Raw genomic sequence first — 20,970 nt, forward strand, 5'->3', positions numbered from 1 at the left:
CTGTGGCAGACGGCGTGATTTCCAATAAAATTCGTGCCGAAAGTGCAAAGATCGCCCAATTCACGTACTGACTCTGTGAAAATAGCGGGGTGAACTTGGCGCATGGAGTCCTACGTTGGACGTTCTCTTGCTTTCCCGGATCCAATTCGGATTCGTCATCAGTTTCCACATCTTGTTCCCCGCTTTCACCATCGGGCTCGCACATTGGCTGGCATTCGTCGAATGGCGATGGCTGAAAACCAAAGATTCCTTCTGGCGCGACATTTATTTCTTCTGGCTCAAGATTTTTGCCGTGTCGTTCGGCATGGGTGTGGTCACAGGTATTGTCATGAGCTTCCAGTTCGGCACGAACTGGGCAATCTTGTCCGACAAGGCCGGCAACGTCTTGGGCCCGTTACTCAACTATGAAGTGCTTTCCGCGTTCTTCCTGGAAGCTGGATTCCTCGGGGTCATGCTGTTCGGCTGGAAGCGCGTGTCGGACAACGTGCATTTCTTTGCGACCTGCATGGTGGCGCTCGGCACGCTGATCTCCACCTTCTGGATCACCTCCGCCAACAGTTGGATGCAAACACCCCAGGGTCATTTCATCAATGCGCAGGGCGTGTTTGAAGTAGCCAACTGGTGGCAGGTCATCTTCAATCCGTCGCTGCCGTATCGCCTCGCCCACATGATTTTGGCTGCCTTCATCACCACTTGCCTCGTGATCGGTGGGACCTCCGCTTGGTACTTGATGCGCGGCGTGCACCAGGAACCGGCGAAGAAAATGCTCAGACACGCCGTGGTATTTGCCGCCATTGCCGTGCCTTTGCAAATATTCGTGGGTGACCTGCACGGCTTGAATGTGCGCGAGCACCAGCCGGTCAAGCTGGCTGCGATCGAAGCGCATTGGCATGAAAGCCAGCCGGGCGAAGGGACGCCGTTGGTGTTGTTCGCCTTGCCGGATGAAAAAGCCGAGCGCAATCGTGCCGAGATCGCCGTACCGCGCCTCGGCGGATTGATTCTTGCGCACGACTGGAATGGCACCATTCAGCCCCTGACTGCGGTACCGCCGAGCGAACGGCCACCGGTGGCACCGGTCTTTTTTGCTTTCCGGGTGATGGTCGGTTTGGGCAGCTTGATGTTGCTGCTTGTCATTGCCTCGCTATGGGCATGGAAGCGCGGCACTTTGATGCAATCCAAATGGGTTCTTTCCGCGTGGCGTTGGATGAGCCCAACCGGCTTCATTGCGCTCTTGGCGGGTTGGTACGTCGTTGAAATCGGAAGACAGCCCTATGTCGTCTACGGACTGCTGCGCACCAGCGAAGCACTCAGCCCGCAAATCACGCGTGCCGCCGTCATGAGCTCACTCATTGTGTATGCGCTCGCGTACACCGTGGTTTTCGGTTCAGGCATGTGGTATTTGCGCAAATTGCTTTTGGTTGGCCCGGTGCCGCAACCCCCGAAACACACCGGGGATGGCGAAAAAACCCCGGCGCGCCCCATGTCATTGCCGGATGAAAAACTGGATGGCGCAGCAGGAGATCTGAAATGAGCGAGTGGCTGCCTGTCGCATGGTTCGGCGTCATTGCATTCGGCGTCATGATGTACGTGCTGCTGGACGGTTTTGTGTTGGGTCTCGGCATCTTGGCGGCGTTTGCGCGGGACGAAGCGCAACTCGACGACATGATGAACACGGCCGCACCCATCTGGGACGGCAACGAAACCTGGTTGGTTTTGGGCGGTGCGGGCTTGATGGCGGCGTTCCCGCGTGCCTACGCCATCATTCTGTCGAACCTGTACTTGCCTGTGCTGCTGATGTTAATTGCACTGGTGTTCCGCGGCGTGGCGTTTGAGTTTCGCTTCAAAGCGGTGCGCAGCAAACGCCATTGGGGATTTGCATTTGCGGCGGGCTCGATCTTGGCCGCGTTCGCCCAAGGCTTGATGCTGGGTGCCATCGTGCAGGGATTGCCGGCAGATCCGCAACAGGCGCGCACGACCTTTGCGTGGTTCAGTCCGTTTGCCATGACAACCGGCGTCGCCTTGGTGTTCGGCTACGCGTTGCTCGGCGCCTCGTGGTTGATCTTGAAAACCGAAGGCAATCTGCGCCGCCGTGCGCGCGAATGGATTCGACCGTTGATTGTCGCCATGTTGGCGTTCATTGGTTTGGTGAGCTCTTGGTTGCCCTTCTTGGACTCGCGCATCATGGCCCGTTGGTTCGAGGGCAACCGCTTCTTGTGGTTATCGCCGATGCCGATCGCCGTGTTGGTTTGTGCCGTCATGCTATGGCGGGCCGCTGCCATGCGCAGCCACGATGCCAGGCCGTTCTTACTGAGCTATGCCCTGTTTGCACTCGGCTTCATTGGGCTCCTCATCGGGCTGTGGCCGAACATCGTCCCGCCTTCCTTGAGTTTGTGGGAGGCTTCATCACCACCCTCGTCGCAAGGCTTCGTGTTCGTCGGGTTGGTGATTTTGCTACCCGTCATCCTGGGATACACGGCATGGTCCTACCGTGTGTTCCGCGGGAAGATTGAAGGGGGAAGCGGTTACCACTAAGGGCTTTCGGATCAGCCGCGCACGGCGGCCTCGATTGCCGCCACGTCGATTTTCTTCATCGGCATCATGGCTTCAAACGCACGTTTGGCAACGTCGCCACCTTGCATCATGGCTTCGGTCAGCGCGCGCGGGGTGATCTGCCAGCTGATGCCCCATTTATCGCGGCACCAGCCGCACTGACTTTCTTCGCCGCCATTGCCGACGATGGCGTTCCAATACAGATCCGTTTCGGCCTGATCTTCGGTTGAAATCTGGAACGAAAAGGCCTCGTTGTGTTTGAACACATCGCCGCCGTTCAAGCCGATGCACGGAATCCCAGCCACGGTGAAATCCACCGTCAGCGCAGCGCCCTGCTTGCCTCCCGGATAGTCGGAGGGCGCGTAATGGACCTTGCCCATGCTGCTGTCAGGGAAGAGACCGGTATAGAAACGCGCCGCTTCTTCCGCGTCGCTTACGTACCACAGGCAGACAGTGTTCTTGTTCATGGCATGACCTCCGCGTCACGCAAAGCGATGGTGTTCCGGCCGGATGTCTTGGCGCGATAGAGCACGCGGTCCACATCTTTGACGAACATTTCAGGCGACAGACGTTCGCAGGCGCGCGCCGTGCCCACACCGAAACTCGCCGTGACGAATTCACTCACATCGGAACCGCCGTGCAGAATTTCCAGCTTCGCGATTTGCGCAGCGCAACTTTGCGCGAGCGCGTACGCGGTTTCCTGGTTGGTGTCCGGCAACAGCACAATGAACTCTTCGCCACCGAAACGCGCGACCACATCACTTGAACGCCGTGCGACAGAAAGCAATGCACCGGCAACACGCTTCAAACAATCATCGCCCGCGATGTGCCCGTGAATATCATTGAAGTTCTTGAAATGATCGATGTCGAGAACGATCAATGACACCGGCAAACCGCTGGTACAGGCATGCGCCCATTCGGACTCAAGGCGCGTGTCGAACAATCGACGGTTTGAAATACCCGTCAGGCCGTCTGTGAAGGACAGATGCTCCAACTCCTGATTGAGTCGCTGCATCTCGTTTTCAATCGCCTTGCGTTCGCTGATATCAAACATGAAGCCGATGAGGCTCTCGACCTCACCCATCTCGTTGCGAACCACGTGGACCACATCCCGTATCCATACGTAGCTTCCGTCCGGTTTCAGCGCCCGGTAATCGGCCTCATGGTCGACGCCCGCCTTCGATTGCGACACGCAAAAGTTCACAACGTACTCGCGGTCTTCCACATGCATCCGGTTGACCCAATCATCCACGGTCTTCCACGAGTCAGGCGTCCAACCGAGCAAGGACTCGATCTGTGGACCGATGTAGGCAAACTCCATGGTTGCCCAATTGATTTTCCACGGAATGGCGTTGGTGGATTCAAGCAGTGTCTTGTACACGCCGGCGTTCTCAATGACATCCTGAACATGCGCGTCGGCAGGCGGTATATCACTGGTCAGCACTGCCGTCGTCGCCGACGTCGCTCTGTTCATTGGAACGCTCCGGAAAATTTTTTCCATCCTACACCCGTCGCATCACGGGCTCACGACGTCCCCACACCCGGACCTGCCACATCGCGAAGGCGCAAATGACCCTGCGCCTGCGCCTGATCCAGATCGATTTCCTCTTCAGTCTCCGCCAGCGCCCGTTCATCTATTAGTGAAACGCACACAGCGTGATTGCGCCCCCCGCCCTTGGCGCGATACAAGGCCAAATCGGCGATCTGCAAGGCAAATCGCCAAGCGCGGACGCCGGTCTCCGGGATGGTGGTGGCGCCGGCAGAGACCGTGACCGGAATGGATCCCGACTTGTAGCGCACCGGGGTTGAGCCGATCGCCGCCAAGACCTTCGAGACGACGGTGCAAGCACCATCCGCGCCGGTGCCGGGCAAGACCAAAACAAATTCCTCGCCACCCCAACGCACCACCGAATCTTCGGTACGGACCAAGTCGCGCATCCGGCGGGAGACCTCAATCAACACGGCATCCCCCGCGTCGTGACCAAAGGAGTCATTGATCTGTTTGAAATGATCGAGGTCGAGAACAACGAGGCTCAAAAACGGCTGAGGTGTTCTCAGCTCGTGCTTGGGCAGCCCTGCGGCCGCTTGCTGCAACAAATTCTGAAAGTGACGGCGATTGTAGGTGCCGGTCAGCGGATCACGCGCCGTCTGTTCTTCCAACACTTCGTTGGCGCGACTCAATCGGCGATTGGCCGATCGGACGCCACGCAATCGCCGCACCAAATAAAACGCGGCGATGGCCAAGGCAACGGCAACGACCAGCCACATCCAGCGTTGAGCATTTCTGGCTTCCGCCAACGCCTTTTGTTGCGCATTAATCGCAGACAAGCGATCAATCTCTTGTTGCTTTCGCTCAACCGCAAACTCTTCCTGCAGCGCCAGCACGTCGCGCTGGCGCTCCTGGGCGGTGAGCGTTTTTTCCATCTCCGCGACCCGGTGCAAGGCGTCGACCGCCTCTTTATAGCGACCACTCCGCTCGTAAATGCCGATCAACTCTTTCGTCATGCCAATGACGTGCTCGCTGTTCTGCATCTTCGTGGCAATGGCGATGGCCTGCTGCACGCGCTCAATGCCTTTGTCCAACTGACCCAAATGCGACAGCGCGATGCCTTCGTTGGTCAGTGCGATGGCCAGGCTGCGCTGTTCATCCAGCGAGCGCGCCAAAGTGCCGGCTTGAACGGCATAGTCCAAGGCCGTCTCGAACTCATTGCGTTGCAGGTGGTAGTCGGCAATGTTGGACAGCGCAATCATCCGCACCTCCGCCAAATCCGGCACGGCGGACGCGCGTTGTAGCGCGTTGGTCAATGCTTCGTATTGGCCTTCGCGGTTGTTGCGAAGCGCGTAGATATGGCCGAGATTGAGGTAGCCGTAGGCCAGCTGAAAACCAAATCCGATGCGCGTGGCCTGGCTGATGGCCTCCTTGATATAGGCGTCTGCCCGAGGGAAGTCGCCGAGGCTTGCATTATCCAACGCGAGAAGGATCGTCATCTCGACTTGTAGCGCGGCGTTCTTTTGCTGATCGGCGATCCGCAGGGCCTTCAGCGCATCTTGGATGGATTTGGCGTAGTGTCCGGCGAGTCTGTAGTTGCGGGCACGTGCGGCGTACAAATGCGCCCAAGCATCGGGTGGCGCGTCGCTGCCCATCGCCTGCTCTGCACGCGTCAATAAGGTCAAGGTCGTGGCGGCCCCTTTTCGGGTCAGGTCCCAGCTTGCACGTAGGACCATGGCCTGCGCTTTACACGGCTTGCAAGCTTGGGATTGGCCGGCTTGCTCGAGTCCATCAATCGCTTGCGTGAAAGCCGTGGCGTTGTCGGCGGCGGCAGCCAATTGTCCGAGGGCGACAAAATATTGGCGCTTTGCTTCCGCGGAGGCGTTTTCGCCCGGACGATCTTTGGCGGCCTCCAAAGCGGCAATCCGCGTCGATGGCGCGTCGTAGCCGTGCATACGCGTCTGCGCGATGATGTCCGCCACAGACTGTGCTTGCGCCGCAGCCATCGCCGGCAGGCAAAGTAAAAAAATCAGCACCGCTGTTCTTCTACACACCAGCATGAACGTCATCGCGCAAGAAAAGAGTGATTTGATCTTAGCCCTCCGAATCGGAAGTTGATTCGAACGTCTGGTGCCATTGTCACATTTGTGTGCCAGGTCTCGAAATGAGACGATTCCCGCATGAGAACTTTCGTCCTCCGCGCACGCGCGGCACCCACAGACAGCACACGCCTTTTGGCTTCCGTGGGTCAGGAGGCACATCCCGAGGTCCTCGCCCATACATTGATGAATGCCATCTTCGTCGCGCAATCCCATCGCCCCGATGTGGTGGTCTATCTGGTGCTTGAAAGCACCGCTGACTATTCACGCACGCTTCGCTTTGATGTCAATGAGATGCACGACATCGGCGGCTTCGACGAGCGCGCCCTGCTGGGCAAAATCGCCAAGGCGTTGGACGTTTCCCGCGGAATGGGCAAAGAAACCAGCCGACCGGTGGAGTCCGGGGTCGAAGTGCGAACTGTGAGTTTCGAGCGCCTGGTGCAGGAATTGTCCGCCGACCACCAGCTGTTCATGATGGATCCCAAAGGTGCACCCATCAGTGAGCAGACGCTTACGGACAACCCGTGCTTCTTGTTGACCGACCACATCCCGATGCCGAAAAAGGTCATACCCAGCTTGACCCGAATGGGTGCAAAGACCATTTCGCTCGGACCGAAGATGCTGTTTGCCTCCCAATGCGTCGTGCTGATCCATCACGCATTGGATGCATGCCAGCCGGTCCCGCGCAGGTAAGTGAAGCACTTTTCCGCACTAGGCAAATAGGCGCCCTGCGAAGGCGCCCACGCCAGTGTTTGAATGTGCAGATCATTTCGGCCGATACGCAGAACGTTGAAGGCATTCTGTTCACCGCGCTCGCGCGTCGATGTGGCCGTACCCGCCTGGACCACGATCGCCGCGAAGCCTTCGATGCGATAGCGCTGGGCCGTGGTGACAGTATTGCTGAGGTGGAGGTGGCCGGACAGGAACACATCGACTTCAGCGCGCGCGAATTCGGCCATCGCCATCGGCGCACGTCCGAGAACGTCTGATTCGTCGCCACCCGGCGGAACCTCGAACGGATGATGGGTCACGACGATGCGGGTCACCGCCTCAGGCAATCCTTCGAAGCGATCTGCAACCGCGCGCACCTGCGCCACATTGATGCGACCGCCTTTGAACGTCAGAGATCTCGCGGTATTGACACCGACGATGGCGATTTCGTCGTCAAAAAAAACGGGGAGCGCTTCGTTCGAAATGAACTTGCGAAACCTTGTCAACGGTGAAAAGAATCGCCGCACCAGATCATAGAGCGGAATGTCGTGATTTCCCGGCACCACGATTTGCGGCAGATCTAAGGTGGCCAGATACGCGCGCGCGGCTTCGAACTGTGACTTCCGTGCGCGCTGGGTGAGGTCGCCGGACACCACCAAAACATCCGGACGGATGCCCAAGATGGCTTCACGCAGTGGCGAAAGCAGTGTTGGATCCACCGCACCGAAATGTAGATCCGAGACATGCACGATCGTACGCATCAGTGACTCTCCGAGGTCAACGGCACGATCACAGTCAGTGACCGGGGACGGATCCGATACCGCAACGGAATGGTGAGTGTGTCGACCTCGCCGTCGCGCGCGACAAGCGCGGAAGGATGGCGTGATTCAACCGATAAAGACGTGGCAATAATTCGATCCAAGTCGCGACCGTGAACAATCTTGCCAAGCATCGCGCGGACGACGAGCAGCACCAAACCCCAAGGATCACGCTGGCGAACCACATAGATCGCCAGCACGCCTTCATCGAGCCGATTGCGCCCTCCGGATTGCAAGCCTTCAATTTGATAGTCATTGTTTCCGACAAAAACAAATGGCGTTCGCCGCTGGATGTTTTGACCATTGACGCAGAGCGTCAGATGAAAAGTTTGGGGATGGCGCAGCACGGACCAACCCGCGCGCATCATCGCAGTCCATTTGCCGAGCTTGCGGTGCTTTTGCAAAGTTTCCCGGCTCGCGACCATTTGCGGATACAGACCGATGCTCGAGTTGTTCAAGAACAGGTGTCCGTTGACTTCGGCCACGTCGATACGGCGTCTGTGATCAGCCGCGATGACCTCGATGGCTTGGTCGAGATCGGTCGGTACGCCGAGGTCGCGCGCAAAGTGGTTGAGTGTGCCAGTGGGGATGAGCGCCAATGCTGCGTCTTCCGTTTCGATCAGTGCCGTCGCTACCGCATTGACTGTGCCATCGCCACCGGCTGCGGCAAAACTGCGGATGCCGCTGTCCAATGCACTTTGCACGATGCCAGCAATTTCGGACCCCTCGACTCTGTGGACGCGCGCATCGCAACCACGCGAAACGAAAGCCCTGAGGACTTCATCGGAATCCAAATGCTGAGCGGTCAGAGCTTGCTTGTTGATCACGACCACAATGGGCCGGCTTTCAGAAATTTGTGCCATTGACCAAATGATCGCAAACGGCTGTCCCGCGCCGTTTCACACGACGCCACTGTCAAAATCCCCCGGTCGCATTCAGTTTGGCTGTCACGCAACGCCGCATAGAATCGAGCCTCCCCGCCGGAGAAAACCGCATGGCTTATATCGATGGATTCATTATCGCGGTGCCGACCGCCAACAAGGAAAAATTCATTGCCCATTGCGAGAAAGGCGATTCGATCTTCATCGAGTTCGGCGCGACACGGGTGGTGGAATGTTGGGGAGATGATGTCCAACGCGGCAAGGTCACGGACTTTTTCGGCGCCGTCAAAGCCACCGACGAAGAGTCCGTGGTGTTTTCATGGATTGAATGGCCTGACAAAGCGACACGTGATGCGGGCATGAAAAAGATGATGGACACGAAAGATCCGCGCATGGATCCGCAATCGAATCCCATGCCGTTTGACGGCATGCGTTTGATTTACGGTGGTTTTCAACCGGTGTACGAGCTCAAAGCGTGATTCCGACGATCACGGCATTCAAACAGTCGCCGGACCGCGGTCGCGGTCTGGCGAGGGATATGCGCGTTCGCTGGGCGCTTGAAGAAGTGAGTCAAGCGGTGAACGTGCGTTTGGTGAGCTTTCCGGAAATGAAAGCACCCGAGCACATGGCGCTACATCCCTTCGGCCAAATCCCGACCTATGAAGAAGGCGCGCTGACCTTGTTCGAGTCCGGCGGCATCATTCTGCGCATTGCGGAAACGCATGAAGGACTGCTGCCCGTCGATGCTGATGCGCGTTCGCGTGCGATCACCTGGATGTTTGCGGCACTGAACACGATGGAACCCCCGATTATCGAATTCGGCATGGCCAAATTGTTTGAACGCGATAAGCCGTGGTTCGAGTAACGCCAGCCCATGTTGGAAGAGCGGGTTCGAAATCGACTCTCACAACTGTCTTCAAGACTCGGCGAGGCGGAATGGTTGGATGGCGAGTTCTCTGCCGGCGACCTGTTGATGGTGACCGTGCTTCGACGACTGGATGGTCACGGTATAGTCGAAGCACACGCCAACTTGGCCGACTATGTGAAGCGTGGCGAGGCCAGGCCAGCGTATCAGCGCGCGTTTGCGGCGCAATTGGCGGTATTTGAAAACAATTCCTAGGACTCGAATCCGTGCAAAAAACGTTTGAACCCACGCGCTCCCCCTCCTCCCTTTCGCGCTCGGTCTCGAACACACTGAAAGGCTCCGCCGGCAATCTGGTGGAGTGGTACGACGTCTACGTGTATTCGGTCTTCGCCACCTACTTCGAATCGAAGTTTTTCCGGCCGGACGACAAAAACGCCACATTGTTCATCTGGGCGATCTTCGCCGTCACGTTTCTGATGCGGCCGATCGGCGCGTGGTATTTCGGTCGTTTTGCTGACCGCCATGGTCGCCGCCAAGCCTTGGCGGTGTCCATCACCCTGATGGCCGCCTGCTCTTTCGCTATCGCCGTGACACCGTCGGTAGACCGCATCGGTGCGGCAGCCGCAGTGATCTTGGTCGTGGCCCGTCTTGTGCAAGGTTTCGCCACAGGCGGCGAATATGGCACCAGTGCCACGTACATGTCCGAGTCGGCGATCCGCGGGCATCGCGGCTTCCTCTCCTCGTTTCATTACGTCACGCTGGTTGGCGGCCATGTCTTGGCGCAACTGCTCTTGCTCTTCATGCTGACATCGTTTGATGCCACGCAGATTTCAGATTGGGGCTGGCGCGTTGCTTTCGGTATAGGCGGCCTGGCGGCCATCGGTGTTTGGTGGCTGCGCAAGACGATGGATGAATCGCTATCAGCTGAAGCGATTGAAGACGCACGCAAAGGCGGCGCCAAAGCCTCCGGATCCCTGCATGAACTGTTTTTCCACCAGTGGCGCCCGCTACTTTTGTGCTTCCTGATCACCGCCGGCGGAACGGTCGCGTTTTACACCTATTCGATCAATGGCCCGAAGATCGTCCAAAGCATGTTTGTCAGTGACAATCCTTTGTACGCGACTTACATCAACCTGGCCGCACTCACGCTGCTAATGCTGCTTCAGCCACTCGGCGGCTGGATCTCAGACATCATCGGTCGCAAATCGTTGCTGGTGTTCTTCGGTGTGGGGGGCGTGTTGTACACGTGGGTTCTACTGCTCTGGTTGCCTCAGCAAACCGACCGTGCCGTTGCATTTGCGATCTTGGCGTTCGGGTTTGTCATCCTGACGGGCTACACCTCTATCAATGCCGTGGTGAAATCGGAGCTCTTTCCGACACACATTCGTGCACTGGGTGTCGGTCTGGGGTATGCCTTGGCCAATTCACTGTTCGGCGGCACTGCGCCCCTCCTGTACCAAGCAAGCTTGCGTCAGGGCCAGGTGGAAACTTTCACCGCGTATGTCACAGGAGTCATTGCGGTATCGCTGCTGGTGTATGTGTTTTTCCTGAAGAACAAGGGCGAGAACTGGTTGGATGATGAGGCGCGTCTTGAAGGTAGTAATTCGGGAGCAGCCATCAAATAGCTTCGAACGCGCGCTCTCAACTCACACTTCCGGAACCGATTTCAAGAATGCTTCCCGCGCGTTCCGGTCGGCCGCCGTTTCTGGTTTAGGTGCACTCTCTGACGGATTTGGAACGGACGAAGCAGGCGTGGTTTCCCAAGTCTGGTATTGAGGTGTCGCCGGAGGTCGCGCTTGCAACGGGGCAGGAGTTGGCGAGAAGTCACCATTCGATGACGACCGGGCGACTTTATTCTCGGCGTTGCGCTTTGCCCGCGCAGCACTTTCCTGTGCGCGTTCAATCGTTTGTTGACCCATGGCATTGAATGTATCTGTCAGCTTTCCAATGACCGATCGCATAACCAAGAGAAGAATCACAACGCCAGCCACCGCAATAAGCATTCGGACGCTCAAGGGAATCGGCTCTTCCCTACCCCCTGCTTGTTTGAACAAGGCGTCTGGCACCGAAATCGGTTGCGCGGCCGGAACAGGCGCCGCATCTGAAAATTCAACGAACGGCGCGATCATTTCCCGAAGCTTGATGCCATCAATCAATTCGACATGACCATGACGCTTGGCCGCCTCGATGGCGGCGTGTGTGAACTCCCCGCTTGTAATCAAGATTGCCCCGGTGGCTCCTTCGTTCCAGCGAAGGCCCATCAGCTGGTTCACATCGTTGTGCGGCACCTTGTACGCATTCCAATGCTTGACCTGCACAAGAATGTATTCGCCATCTTTTCTGAGCTTGAGGTCGATGCCGCCGTCAAAGCGGCCGCCGGATTTACCGGTGCCACTATGTTCCACTTTGAAACCATGCACGGCGTAGTAAACCGCGAGCAATGATTCCAGTCGATCCCAAGGTATTTGGGTCAGTAAATCTTGGTGCCTGTTTTTGACGCGTTTGAGTCCGTATTTCAACTTGATTCCCCCGGAAATCAGTCTTCACGTAGACCCATTATCGATCATCCGTTGAAAAGACGGGAATCCAACCGCAACGATTCATCCAGCATCGAATTGCTCCTGAAGGTTTGCTTCTAGCGCGTAGGGCGACGCAACACCAGCATTTCGCAAATCAAACTTAATGACATGTCGCCAATCGGCCAGAAGTGGTCGTTGCTACCTGCTTTCGCTCTATGCCTCCATTGGCTCAAGAGCTCATTTCTGGTCTTTGAAGACGCCCTCGTCGCGGCCGATTGCCTTTGAAGTAGCTCGCGCCGCGTTTGATATTCGCAACCTATCCTGCTCCGTCAAGCACTGCTTGCACCCGACCTTGCCCATCCGCCTCAGCCAGTACTCTCGCGTGCACGTACATGAACTGATGCGCGAAGCGAAGGGGCGGCTCGACTTCGCTCCCATGATGAAACTGAGATTCGTCCAACAGCGCCCCGTAGCGGGCCCGCAATAGCTGGGCAATCTCTTCGGGCGCGATAAAGCCAGCAATGTTGTTATATGCACGCCGGTCTAGGTCGGACCGATGAGGCATACCGGTGCCCAGATCCCACGCCTCGCCGACGAACGTGTCCAGAAAGGTGTCGACCTCTTCAGCGCCCGCCTCGAGACAGGCTTTCAAACGGCTAGCGAGCCCCGTCGCGTCGACCTCATGCCACCAGACATACATTGCGAGCGCATGGGAACCGAACTGTCGGTACAACGACTCGTCGGCATCCGAAGGCAGGATACGCTCCGTCACAAACTGCATTCGCAATTGGTCGAAGTTAGCCTGATCGAAAACCCACTCGTCGGGCACGCGGCGTGGACTTGGAAACATCCATCGCAGGCACTCACTCGCGAACGGCAATGGCATCGCCACACGCAGGACTTCCCGCGCCAGGTTCAATCGAGTCTCCCCGTCCACCACGCTTTTGATCAGGAAATACATCACGATCGCAGCCTGTGTAAAGGGCCCTCCGGTGGACAAGGCACCGCGCTCGTACGGAAACAACTCTCCATTGCGGGCCAGCAGCGGAGCTAGTGCTGTGGCGATCGGTAGCGTCAGATGCTCCTCGCGCTGGCGAAGGCGCTGGACGAGCGAGGCTACCACTTCCGGTGTGGCCAGCTCACGCAAGGCCGCATCTTGTTGGGGCGGACTTTGTGTCGGAAGCGCGTCCAGGAACTCTTGAAACCGGCGATCGGACAGCTGGTTGGCGGACACTCCATAGGCGAAAAATTTTTGGAAGTACGAACTCGAGCACACTCGCTGTTCACGCGCCCACTCTGACTCCCATTCCGTCCCGTAACCCATCTGACCCATCCGTGGGAACAAGGCACTAAGCAAGCCCGAGAACAGGCGCTCACGCCGTTCCGGGGTCAGCTCGCGCGTAGCATCTTCCATCAGACGCCTGATCTGCTGCTGGCGCTGCTCACGCTCGTTGTCGCGTGCGGTCAGCAGAAGTGAGGCGTTGTCGCGCAAGACTCGGTGCAGCTCTGGATGGAGCAACCTCAACCCTTCGATCAGCATGAACTCGGAAATGTTCACTTCACCTTTGACCAGCGGCAAGGCAAACAGCAGCGCGTTTGTATACAAATGTGCCTGGCGCGGTGTGGTCAGGCTCTCTTCCAAGTTCCCGAAATGCAGGACGAACGCGTCCACCTGACGTCGCGTCAATTCAATACCGGCTTGAGCTAGGGCCTGATTGACGCCCTCGAAGACAAGCTTGCGCAACGCAGTGGGCTCAGCTGGAGGCAAGTGCAGAGGCACCTGGATGATCTTTTCTAAGAAGGCGCGCCCGGCAGCATCGCCGCCGGCGCCGTAGCGCTCACCCAAGGCAGCGGCGACCACCGCGTCGTCGAAGGCAAGCAAGTACGTCGTGCGCGAAAACCCGGCCGACAGCTTGACCAACTTGAATATCAGGTGCGTTTCGCCCCGGTCTAGCCGATCGATGTCGTCGATCAATACCACAACCTGCAAATGTCCGTCAGCAAGAAAACCTTCGACCCGCGCCTTGAGCTCGTCCAGAGTCGTAGTGGACAAAGCTTCGCCCAAGCCGGTGGCCGCGTCCCCACCATTCACTACGGACAACAGGCTTCCGTATTTTTTCAACGCCTCGCCGATCTCCTCGCTCTTGGACGTCAGGCGCGCACCAATAGCCGACGCCAAGGTGCCGAAAAAACCGCGCAGCAGCTGGTCTTCTGACGTGAAATGCCACGGATTAAAGCGCGTGACGACGACGTCTGGGCGCCCTTTCAGATGCTCTTCGATCATATGGAGCAACGAGGTCTTGCCATCTCCCCAAGGGCCGTAGAGGCCTAGTACTAGCCCGGCCGTGTCCTTGCGGGAGGCGATGGTGTCGGCGATGCGGTGCGCGAATAGCGCCCGCGAAAACCGATCCTGAGCGCTGGATTGAATCGGCAAGTCAGTGGAGTAACTAACGACGGGTGCATCTGCCCAGTCGGGTGGCGTTTCCGAGGCTGGGACCGGCGCCGGTGCAGCTTCCATTGTTAGCTTGGTTTGCGCCGGGAAAGTCGGGTGGTTCCACCATGATTTCAGCTTTGCCAAAACGCCCATTGTCTCGCCCCTAGCCACGTTCACGATTCGAAATTGCGTTGGGAAATGTGTCAATCGTCAGCGCAGTCCGGATCCTCATTGCCGCAGAAGCCTGAGGTCACTACCGGTCGAACCCATTACCGCCGTCGCCATCCTTGCTGGCGCACTACGGTCGTCCGGGCGAAGAAGTGCATCCTCCCAGAGGTAATGATAGTGCCCGTCCCATCCCGGCGAGTAAATCCAATCCGCCACCTTAGACGCATGCCTCAAGATCACACCACAGTCGAATGGCGATAACTGCTATGAGTCGATAGCCGACTTTTCGGAGCTGAGTGCAATAACGCGCCGATTCAGTCAAACAATCGCCTATCCAACGGCAACGCTTCATCCAAGATCAACTTGATCTTCCCAATTTTTTCGTGCGCAGGGTTGATCAAAATGTTGGATTCATACTTCGCAATCGCACTTGGCACGCGCAATGCGAGGTCGTTGCCATCAGCAATAAACCGATCCCCCGCAGCTCTCACTGCATCCGCGTAAGGAAGCCGATCCCATCCTTTTGGCCAGTCCTTTTTGACCAACTCTTTCACAGAGTCAGGCGGCAATTCGAAGGTCAGCAATCGGAGTCCGTCCGGCACCACATCCCGGTTCATATGGACGAGCATTTCCAGCATCGCCAGTGAGACAGATGCCGCGGTGTACGCCATTCGGACGCCTGCAGAGTTCCACCTGCCGGGCACCATGGCGGCACCCTGCCCTTGCAAAGCCACCGGCACATAGATGGCCTTGCAAATACGGTAGACCCGCATCAGGCGAAGTCACCAAAATCGATTCGGACCAGTTCGTCTTCGACGGCGCGTGCACCGGCATCGGTACTCAGCAATTCCAATGGCGCGCGCCCGAGCAGGCTGTGCGGTGATGAAAGCCAGCGACGCGCCTTGTCCGGATCTTCGAAGACTTTTTCCGCACGTTCCGCGACGCGGGCGATGCGCAGCACACGGTCAGACTCGCTGGCACTCAGCGGCTTGTGATCGACTTTTCGCCGCTGGAACGTGCGTTCGGAAATATCCGAAACCTCCAAGATCACAAGATCGAGGACGTTCAAGCGCTCGGCCAAACGCCCGACCGCGCCGACGGAGATTTCCGGGGCGCGCAGCGGGACCACCTTCTTCGGCTTTTTGCCGGCAACGGAATGCCCTTCACCTACAACACGCAGATGGGCCCGTTTGGCGGTACGGGACTTAGGGGCTGACTTCTCACCGAGGTAAGCCAGCACCGTTTCAATCGCTTCGCTCATCACAAACCCTCGTTTGCCATATGGCGTACATTATACGCCATTTGGCAAACAATTTCCGAGCGTCAGTAAACGCCCATGAAATCCTTCTTGCCCACTTCAACCCCGTTGTGGCGCAACAAGTCGTAAGCGGTCGTGACATGGAAAAAGAACTGCGGTAGACCGTAGGCCAACAAGTAGGCTTGGCCACCAATGCGGCGTTCTTTCGGTGTACCTGGACGCAATACGATCTCGCGTTGATCGCTACCTTCAAATTGCGCTGCATCCAAACCACCAATGAAATTCAGTGTTGTGGCAATGCGCTGTTGAAGCTCGGCATATGACGATTCGCTGTCGTCGTAAGACGGTACGTCGGCGCCAGCCAATCTTGCCGACACGCTCTTCGCAAAATCACAAGCAATCTGCACTTGACGAACCAGTGGGAACATATCGGGGTACAGGCGTGCTTGCAGTAATGCAGCGTGGTCGATCCTACGTTCGTTGGCGTGCGCCTCAGCTTTGGTGAGGACGCCAGCCAGTGCATTCAGCATCTGCTGGAAGACTGGGACGGATGCAGTGTGCATGGAGAGCGACATGAGGCAGGTTCCAATTCATGGGAAAGAACCATGGTATCTGGCATTCGCCCCGTATAAAGAAATTGACCGAGAACCACAGCGGTTACGGGAGGAGCAGCCGTTGCCGCTCCTCCTTTGAAACCACTTCACCCGCTTCCGGGCGAACAAATCAATCAGGGCATCAACACCGAGTCGATAACGTGGATCACGCCGTTGCTTTGATAGACATTTGCAGTGGTGACATGGGCCATGCCACCTTTGCTGTCGACGAGCATGATGACGTCGCCCATCATGCTTGCTGTCAAGGTTTCGCCCTGCACGGTCTTGAGCATGGCCTTACCGCCACCCGCCTTGATCTTCGCGGCAATTGCCGCGCCGTCCATGCGGCCAGCGACAACGTGATAGGTCAACACCGAGGTCAGCATGCCTTTCATTTCCGGCTTCAGCAGCGAATCAACCGTGCCCGCGGGAAGCTTGTCGAAGGCCGCATTGGTCGGCGCGAACACAGTGAACGGGCCCGGGCCTTTCAGTGTGTCTACAAGACCTGCAGCCTTAACCGCAGCGACCAGGGTGGTGTGGTCCGCCGAATTCATCGCGTTTTCGATGATGTCGCGGCTTGGCAGCATGGCTGCACCACCGACCATGGGGTTGTCAGAAGCAGACATGGTGCCGGCGCTCATGTCGTCTTGGGTATTCATTGAATTCATCGAACAAGCAGACAAGCCGGTGACAGCGATGGTCAAGCTAAATGCAAGAAGTGCGGTTTTCATGTTGAATCTCCGTTGGCGTGCGTGTGTGCCCAGAAGTAGGCGATCAGCTCACTCTTTACGGAGGGCGAAAGACTTTGGATGCAGGTACGCCAGCGTATCCAAGCAGTCTTCAAATTAGGCGGCGGGAACGAAGGTCGCTACTACATATTCCTCCGGTACTCCCCACCCACGTCATACAAGGCGTGGCTGATCTGGCCAAGACTGTGGGTCTTGACGGCTTCGATCAGCGCTTCGAAGACGTTTTGGCGTTGCCTTGCGGTTTGTTGGAGGTGGAGCAAAGGCGCCTCACCCGCCCCGTTCGGGGCACCCTCTCCAAGGTGTGGAGAGGGGAGACGCACGGCGTTTCGGGCGGCTTGGAAATTGGCGACGTTGGTGATTTGCTGACCTTTCTCTTCCGGTGTCGAACGGATCAATTCGATCTCGGTCGCGACATCGGAGTGACCGTCTTTGCCCAAGAAGGTGTTGACGCCCACCAAGGGCAAACTGCCATCGTGCTTCTTGTGCTCGTAGTACAGACTTTCTTCCTGGATCTTGCCGCGTTGGTACATGGTGTCCATTGCACCCAAGACGCCGCCGCGCTCGCTGATCGCTTCGAACTCCTTGTACACCGCCTCTTCGACCATGTCGGTCAAGTAATCGACCACGAAACTGCCCTGCCAAGGGTTTTCACAGAAATTGAGGCCGAGCTCTTTGTTGATGATCATTTGAATCGCCACTGCACGGCGCACGCTCTCTTCGGTCGGCGTGGTGATCGCTTCGTCGTAGGCATTGGTGTGCAAGCTGTTGCAGTTGTCGAACAGGGCGTACAGCGCTTGCAGCGTCGTACGGATGTCGTTGAACTGGATTTCCTGCGCGTGCAAGGAACGGCCGCTGGTTTGGATGTGGTACTTCATCATCTGGCTGCGCGGCGATGCACCGTAGCGTTCACGCATCGCGCGCGCCCAAATGCGTCGTGCAACGCGGCCGATCACGGTGTATTCCGGATCCATGCCGTTGGAGAAGAAGAACGACAGGTTCGGTGCGAAGTCATCGATCTTCATTCCGCGTGCCAAGTAGTACTCGACGATGGTGAAACCGTTCGACAGGGTGAAGGCCAATTGCGAAATCGGATTCGCACCCGCTTCTGCGATGTGATAGCCCGAAATCGACACCGAATAGAAATTGCGCACGCCGTTGTCGACGAAGTACTGCTGGATGTCGCCCATCATGCGCAGCGCGAATTCCGTACTGAAAATACAGGTGTTCTGCGCCTGATCTTCCTTCAAGATATCGGCCTGCACGGTACCGCGCACGGTCTTCAGCGTCTCCGCCTTGATGCGCGCGTAGGTTTCCGCATCCACCACTTGGTCGCCGGTCACACCGAGCAAGCCAAGCCCCAAACCGTTATTGGTTTCAGGCAACTCGCCACTGTATTCGGGACGCTGACGTCCGTCGAACAATGCGTCGATGGTCTTCTGTGCTTCAGCCCAACGTGCGCTGTCTTCCTTCAAATACTTTTCGACTTGTTGGTCGATGGCGGTATTCATGAACATGGACAGGATGATCGGCGCCGGGCCGTTGATGGTCATTGAGACAGAGGTGGTCGGTGCACAGAGGTCGAAGCCGGAATACAGCTTCTTCATGTCGTCCAGCGTGGCGATGTTGACACCCGAATTGCCGATCTTGCCGTAGATGTCCGGACGCGGCGCCGGGTCTTCGCCATACAAGGTGACGCTGTCGAATGCGGTCGACAAACGCGCCGCCGGCTGCCCGACGCTCAGGTAATGGAAGCGACGGTTGGTGCGCTCCGGTGTGCCCTCGCCTGCGAACATGCGGATCGGGTCTTCGCCGGTGCGGCGATAGGGATAGACGCCCCCGGTATACGGATAGGCCCCGGGCAGATTTTCTTTTTGCAGGAAAGTCAGCAGCTCGCCCCAGCTCTTATAGGTGGGCGCAGCGATCTTCGGAACCTGTTGGTGCGACAACGATTCACGGTAGTTTTCCACGCGAATGGTTTTGTCGCGGACTTGGTATTCGTTGACTTCGTCGGTGATGGATTTGAGACGTTCGGGCCATTCGCGGAGGAGTTTGATGGCCTCGGAATCCAGGGATTGGACGGCGTCGTTGTAGCGTTGGCGTAGGGTTAGGAGGCTGCGGTCTAGGGGCGCCTCATCCGCCCGCGTTGCGGCCACCTTCTCCACGGAGTGGAGAAGGGAGTTTGTGCGGTAGAGGGTGAGTTGGGTGGGGAGATCGGGGTCGTCTAGTTCTTTTAGGGCTTGCCAGAGGCTTTGGGCGCGATCGGCGGTTTCTGCTTGCGTCTCGATGCGGCGGTTGATGGCGCGACCTTGCTCGGCGATTTCGGCGAGGTAACGGACGCGGGCACCGGGTATCAGGACCGTGGCGCGGGGTTCCTTCAATTCCGTGTTGATGTCCGGTGTCCATTGCGACTCAGGCAAGGACAGCTTCTCGCGAAGCAAACGCGTCAAATTGGCAAACATCCACGACACGCCGGGATCATTGAACTGCGACGCAATCGTCGGATACACCGGCACTTCTTCGTCTACCAGTTGGAATTGCACACGATTGCGCTTCCACTGCTTACGCACGTCACGCAGTGCGTCTTCCGCACCACGCTTGTCGAACTTGTTCAACACGATCAAATCGGCGAAATCGAGCATGTCGATTTTTTCCAGCTGCGATGCCGCGCCGTAGTCGCTGGTCATCACATACATAGAGAAATCGACGAGATCGACAATCTCGGAATCGCTCTGGCCGATGCCGGCCGTTTCCACGATCACCAGGTCGTAACCCAGCGACTTCAAGAACGAGATCGAGTCGTGAAGCACCACGTTGGTGGCCGCGTGTTGGCGGCGCGTCGCCATCGAGCGCATGAACACGCGCTTTGAACGCAAAGAGTTCATGCGGATGCGGTCGCCCAACAACGCGCCCCCGGTGCGGCGACGGGTCGGATCGACAGAAATCACGGCGATGCGCATTTGCGGGAAGCTCGCCAGGAAGCGATTCAACAATTCGTCGGTGACCGAAGATTTGCCGGCGCCGCCGGTACCGGTAATGCCGACGACGGGGGTCTTGCCGCCGGCCAATTGCCATTCCTTACGCAAACGGGTCAGGTCGCCTTCGCTCACCAAGCCGTCTTCAATCGCCGAAAGCATCCGGCCGATTTCGATTTCATTGTCGAATTCGACTTGGTGCGGCATGTCGACGGGCAAGCGTCCGCTCTCGGCACGCTTCACCACGTCTTCGATCATGGCGACGAGTCCCATGTGCATGCCATCGTTCGGGTGATAGATGCGCTCGACACCATAGACTTCGAGCTCGCGAATCTCTTCAGGCGTGATGGTGCCGCCACCGCCGCCGAACACGCGGATATGCGGTGCGCCGCGTTCGCGCAACATGTCGACCATGTATTTGAAGTATTCGACATGGCCGCCTTGATAGGACGACAAGGCGATGCCGTCGGCATCCTCCTGAAGGGCCGCGCGCACCACGTCTTCCACCGACCGGTTGTGGCCCAGATGCACCACTTCGGCGCCCTGCCCTTGAATCAGACGGCGCATGATGTTGATCGCCGCGTCGTGTCCGTCGAACAGGCTGGCGGCCGTCACAAAGCGAAGTGGCGACGATTCCGGATTGCCCGCGGAGAGCGTTTCGACCGATGCGTTCATCTCTAATCCCTTCAATTTCTCAACCTTCAATTGTAGCTCTGCCATCCCTGGCCACCGATGCGCCAGCGTATTCAGGTAGGCGGATTTCGAGAACTGGTTCCGGAAATGCCCCGATTTCCTATTTGGACTAAAATATCGCGGCTCGTTACCGGTCACTCACCGGCCGGGCGCACCCCTTAATCACCTACG

The 20,970-nt window shown here is 57.6% G+C and carries 17 protein-coding genes and 1 pseudogene; 6 read left to right on the plus strand and 12 right to left on the minus strand.

Features of this window, described 5'->3' with window-relative positions; genetic code table 11:
• Positions 1 to 115 precede the first annotated feature (115 nt).
• Together H8L67_RS06335 and cydB are read left to right on the plus strand one after the other, a co-directional pair.
• Positions 116 to 1,531, plus strand: coding sequence for a cytochrome ubiquinol oxidase subunit I (locus H8L67_RS06335; protein WP_220379022.1), 1,416 nt, complete (start codon positions 116 to 118; stop codon positions 1,529 to 1,531).
• Positions 1,528 to 2,532: a cytochrome d ubiquinol oxidase subunit II gene (gene cydB, locus H8L67_RS06340; RefSeq protein ID WP_220379023.1), complete on the plus strand. Its 1,005-nt coding sequence runs from the start codon at positions 1,528 to 1,530 to the stop codon at positions 2,530 to 2,532. Before H8L67_RS06335 ends, cydB begins: the two co-directional genes overlap by 4 nt.
• 11 nt (positions 2,533 to 2,543) lie before the next feature.
• Here cydB and H8L67_RS06345 read toward each other — a convergent pair whose 3' ends face one another.
• The 3 genes from H8L67_RS06345 to H8L67_RS06355 are packed head-to-tail and all read right to left on the minus strand — an operon-like array spanning position 2,544 to position 6,075.
• Complete coding sequence (locus H8L67_RS06345; RefSeq protein WP_220379024.1) at positions 2,544 to 3,017, minus strand: VOC family protein; 474 nt, start codon at positions 3,015 to 3,017, stop codon at positions 2,544 to 2,546.
• Complete coding sequence (locus H8L67_RS06350; RefSeq protein WP_220379025.1) at positions 3,014 to 4,024, minus strand: sensor domain-containing diguanylate cyclase; 1,011 nt, start codon at positions 4,022 to 4,024, stop codon at positions 3,014 to 3,016. Before H8L67_RS06350 ends, H8L67_RS06345 begins: the two co-directional genes overlap by 4 nt.
• 50 nt (positions 4,025 to 4,074) lie before the next feature.
• Positions 4,075 to 6,075, minus strand: coding sequence for a tetratricopeptide repeat-containing diguanylate cyclase (locus H8L67_RS06355; RefSeq protein ID WP_220379026.1), 2,001 nt, complete (start codon positions 6,073 to 6,075; stop codon positions 4,075 to 4,077).
• A 144-nt stretch (positions 6,076 to 6,219) separates the two neighbouring features.
• On the opposite strand from H8L67_RS06355, the gene trmY reads away from it, so the two are divergent.
• Complete coding sequence (trmY, locus tag H8L67_RS06360) at positions 6,220 to 6,831, plus strand: tRNA (pseudouridine(54)-N(1))-methyltransferase TrmY (RefSeq protein ID WP_220379027.1); 612 nt, start codon at positions 6,220 to 6,222, stop codon at positions 6,829 to 6,831.
• Here trmY and H8L67_RS06365 read toward each other — a convergent pair.
• Together H8L67_RS06365 and H8L67_RS06370 are read right to left on the minus strand one after the other, a co-directional pair.
• A complete protein-coding gene (locus H8L67_RS06365; protein ID WP_220379028.1) occupies positions 6,792 to 7,610 on the minus strand; it encodes a metallophosphoesterase family protein in 819 nt (272 codons plus the stop codon). The genes trmY and H8L67_RS06365 overlap by 40 nt on opposite strands.
• Positions 7,610 to 8,530 carry a diacylglycerol/lipid kinase family protein gene (locus H8L67_RS06370; RefSeq protein WP_220379029.1) on the minus strand — a complete coding sequence of 307 codons (921 nt, stop codon included), beginning with the start codon at positions 8,528 to 8,530 and terminating at the stop codon, positions 7,610 to 7,612. The genes H8L67_RS06365 and H8L67_RS06370 overlap by 1 nt, the downstream gene beginning before the upstream one ends.
• Before the next feature lie 131 nt (positions 8,531 to 8,661).
• Here H8L67_RS06370 and H8L67_RS06375 point away from each other — a divergent pair, with 131 nt between their 5' ends.
• The 3 genes and pseudogenes from H8L67_RS06375 (at position 8,662) to H8L67_RS06385 (ending at position 11,038) form a co-directional block, all read left to right on the plus strand.
• A complete protein-coding gene (locus H8L67_RS06375) occupies positions 8,662 to 9,027 on the plus strand; it encodes a DUF1428 domain-containing protein (protein WP_220379030.1) in 366 nt (121 codons plus the stop codon).
• Positions 9,024 to 9,668 (plus strand): annotated as a pseudogene (locus tag H8L67_RS06380) (glutathione S-transferase family protein). Before H8L67_RS06375 ends, H8L67_RS06380 begins: the two are co-directional and overlap by 4 nt.
• Before the next feature lie 11 nt (positions 9,669 to 9,679).
• Positions 9,680 to 11,038, plus strand: coding sequence for an MFS transporter (locus H8L67_RS06385; RefSeq protein WP_220379031.1), 1,359 nt, complete (start codon positions 9,680 to 9,682; stop codon positions 11,036 to 11,038).
• 21 nt (positions 11,039 to 11,059) lie between these two features.
• Here H8L67_RS06385 and H8L67_RS06390 read toward each other — a convergent pair whose 3' ends face one another.
• The 7 genes from H8L67_RS06390 to H8L67_RS06420 all read right to left on the minus strand — a co-directional run bounded on the left by H8L67_RS06390 (position 11,060) and on the right by H8L67_RS06420 (position 20,781).
• The gene (locus tag H8L67_RS06390; RefSeq protein ID WP_220379032.1) at positions 11,060 to 11,932 is read right to left on the minus strand and encodes a restriction endonuclease; all 873 of its coding nucleotides are present in this window, start codon (positions 11,930 to 11,932) and stop codon (positions 11,060 to 11,062) included.
• A 316-nt stretch (positions 11,933 to 12,248) separates the two neighbouring features.
• Complete coding sequence (locus H8L67_RS06395; RefSeq protein ID WP_220379033.1) at positions 12,249 to 14,519, minus strand: KAP family P-loop NTPase fold protein; 2,271 nt, start codon at positions 14,517 to 14,519, stop codon at positions 12,249 to 12,251.
• A gap of 329 nt (positions 14,520 to 14,848) precedes the next feature.
• Positions 14,849 to 15,307: an RES family NAD+ phosphorylase gene (locus H8L67_RS06400; RefSeq protein ID WP_220379034.1), complete on the minus strand. Its 459-nt coding sequence runs from the start codon at positions 15,305 to 15,307 to the stop codon at positions 14,849 to 14,851.
• Positions 15,307 to 15,795 carry an Xre family toxin-antitoxin system antitoxin gene (locus tag H8L67_RS06405; RefSeq protein WP_220379035.1) on the minus strand — a complete coding sequence of 163 codons (489 nt, stop codon included), beginning with the start codon at positions 15,793 to 15,795 and terminating at the stop codon, positions 15,307 to 15,309. Before H8L67_RS06405 ends, H8L67_RS06400 begins: the two co-directional genes overlap by 1 nt.
• A 62-nt stretch (positions 15,796 to 15,857) precedes the next feature.
• Positions 15,858 to 16,367 (minus strand): DUF1993 domain-containing protein, encoded by a 510-nt coding sequence (locus H8L67_RS06410; protein WP_220379036.1) that lies wholly within the window; start codon positions 16,365 to 16,367, stop codon positions 15,858 to 15,860.
• 152 nt (positions 16,368 to 16,519) lie between these two features.
• Positions 16,520 to 17,053, minus strand: a complete 534-nt coding sequence (locus tag H8L67_RS06415; RefSeq protein WP_343222353.1) for a fasciclin domain-containing protein — start codon at positions 17,051 to 17,053, stop codon at positions 16,520 to 16,522.
• A gap of 203 nt (positions 17,054 to 17,256) precedes the next feature.
• Positions 17,257 to 20,781 carry a methylmalonyl-CoA mutase family protein gene (locus H8L67_RS06420; protein WP_220380763.1) on the minus strand — a complete coding sequence of 1,175 codons (3,525 nt, stop codon included), beginning with the start codon at positions 20,779 to 20,781 and terminating at the stop codon, positions 17,257 to 17,259.
• Positions 20,782 to 20,970: the final 189 nt, after the last annotated feature.

This window comes from Lysobacter soyae (genome assembly GCF_019551435.1).
Lineage (GTDB): Bacteria > Pseudomonadota > Gammaproteobacteria > Xanthomonadales > Xanthomonadaceae > Solilutibacter > Solilutibacter soyae.

What these genes read in the sequence shown, in the direction of transcription:
- cydB (WP_220379023.1), top strand. Translation starts at nt 1,528, where the DNA reads ATGAGCGAGTGGCTGCCTGTCGCATGGTTCGGCGTCATTGCATTCGGC.
- H8L67_RS06345 (WP_220379024.1), bottom strand. Translation starts at nt 3,017, where the DNA reads ATGAACAAGAACACTGTCTGCCTGTGGTACGTAAGCGACGCGGAAGAA.
- H8L67_RS06350 (WP_220379025.1), bottom strand. Translation starts at nt 4,024, where the DNA reads ATGAACAGAGCGACGTCGGCGACGACGGCAGTGCTGACCAGTGATATA.
- trmY (WP_220379027.1), top strand. Translation starts at nt 6,220, where the DNA reads ATGAGAACTTTCGTCCTCCGCGCACGCGCGGCACCCACAGACAGCACA.
- H8L67_RS06365 (WP_220379028.1), bottom strand. Translation starts at nt 7,610, where the DNA reads ATGCGTACGATCGTGCATGTCTCGGATCTACATTTCGGTGCGGTGGAT.
- H8L67_RS06370 (WP_220379029.1), bottom strand. Translation starts at nt 8,530, where the DNA reads ATGGCACAAATTTCTGAAAGCCGGCCCATTGTGGTCGTGATCAACAAG.
- H8L67_RS06375 (WP_220379030.1), top strand. Translation starts at nt 8,662, where the DNA reads ATGGCTTATATCGATGGATTCATTATCGCGGTGCCGACCGCCAACAAG.
- H8L67_RS06395 (WP_220379033.1), bottom strand. Translation starts at nt 14,519, where the DNA reads ATGGGCGTTTTGGCAAAGCTGAAATCATGGTGGAACCACCCGACTTTC.
- H8L67_RS06400 (WP_220379034.1), bottom strand. Translation starts at nt 15,307, where the DNA reads ATGCGGGTCTACCGTATTTGCAAGGCCATCTATGTGCCGGTGGCTTTG.
- H8L67_RS06405 (WP_220379035.1), bottom strand. Translation starts at nt 15,795, where the DNA reads ATGAGCGAAGCGATTGAAACGGTGCTGGCTTACCTCGGTGAGAAGTCA.
- H8L67_RS06410 (WP_220379036.1), bottom strand. Translation starts at nt 16,367, where the DNA reads ATGTCGCTCTCCATGCACACTGCATCCGTCCCAGTCTTCCAGCAGATG.
- H8L67_RS06415 (WP_343222353.1), bottom strand. Translation starts at nt 17,053, where the DNA reads ATGAATTCAATGAATACCCAAGACGACATGAGCGCCGGCACCATGTCT.
- H8L67_RS06420 (WP_220380763.1), bottom strand. Translation starts at nt 20,781, where the DNA reads ATGAACGCATCGGTCGAAACGCTCTCCGCGGGCAATCCGGAATCGTCG.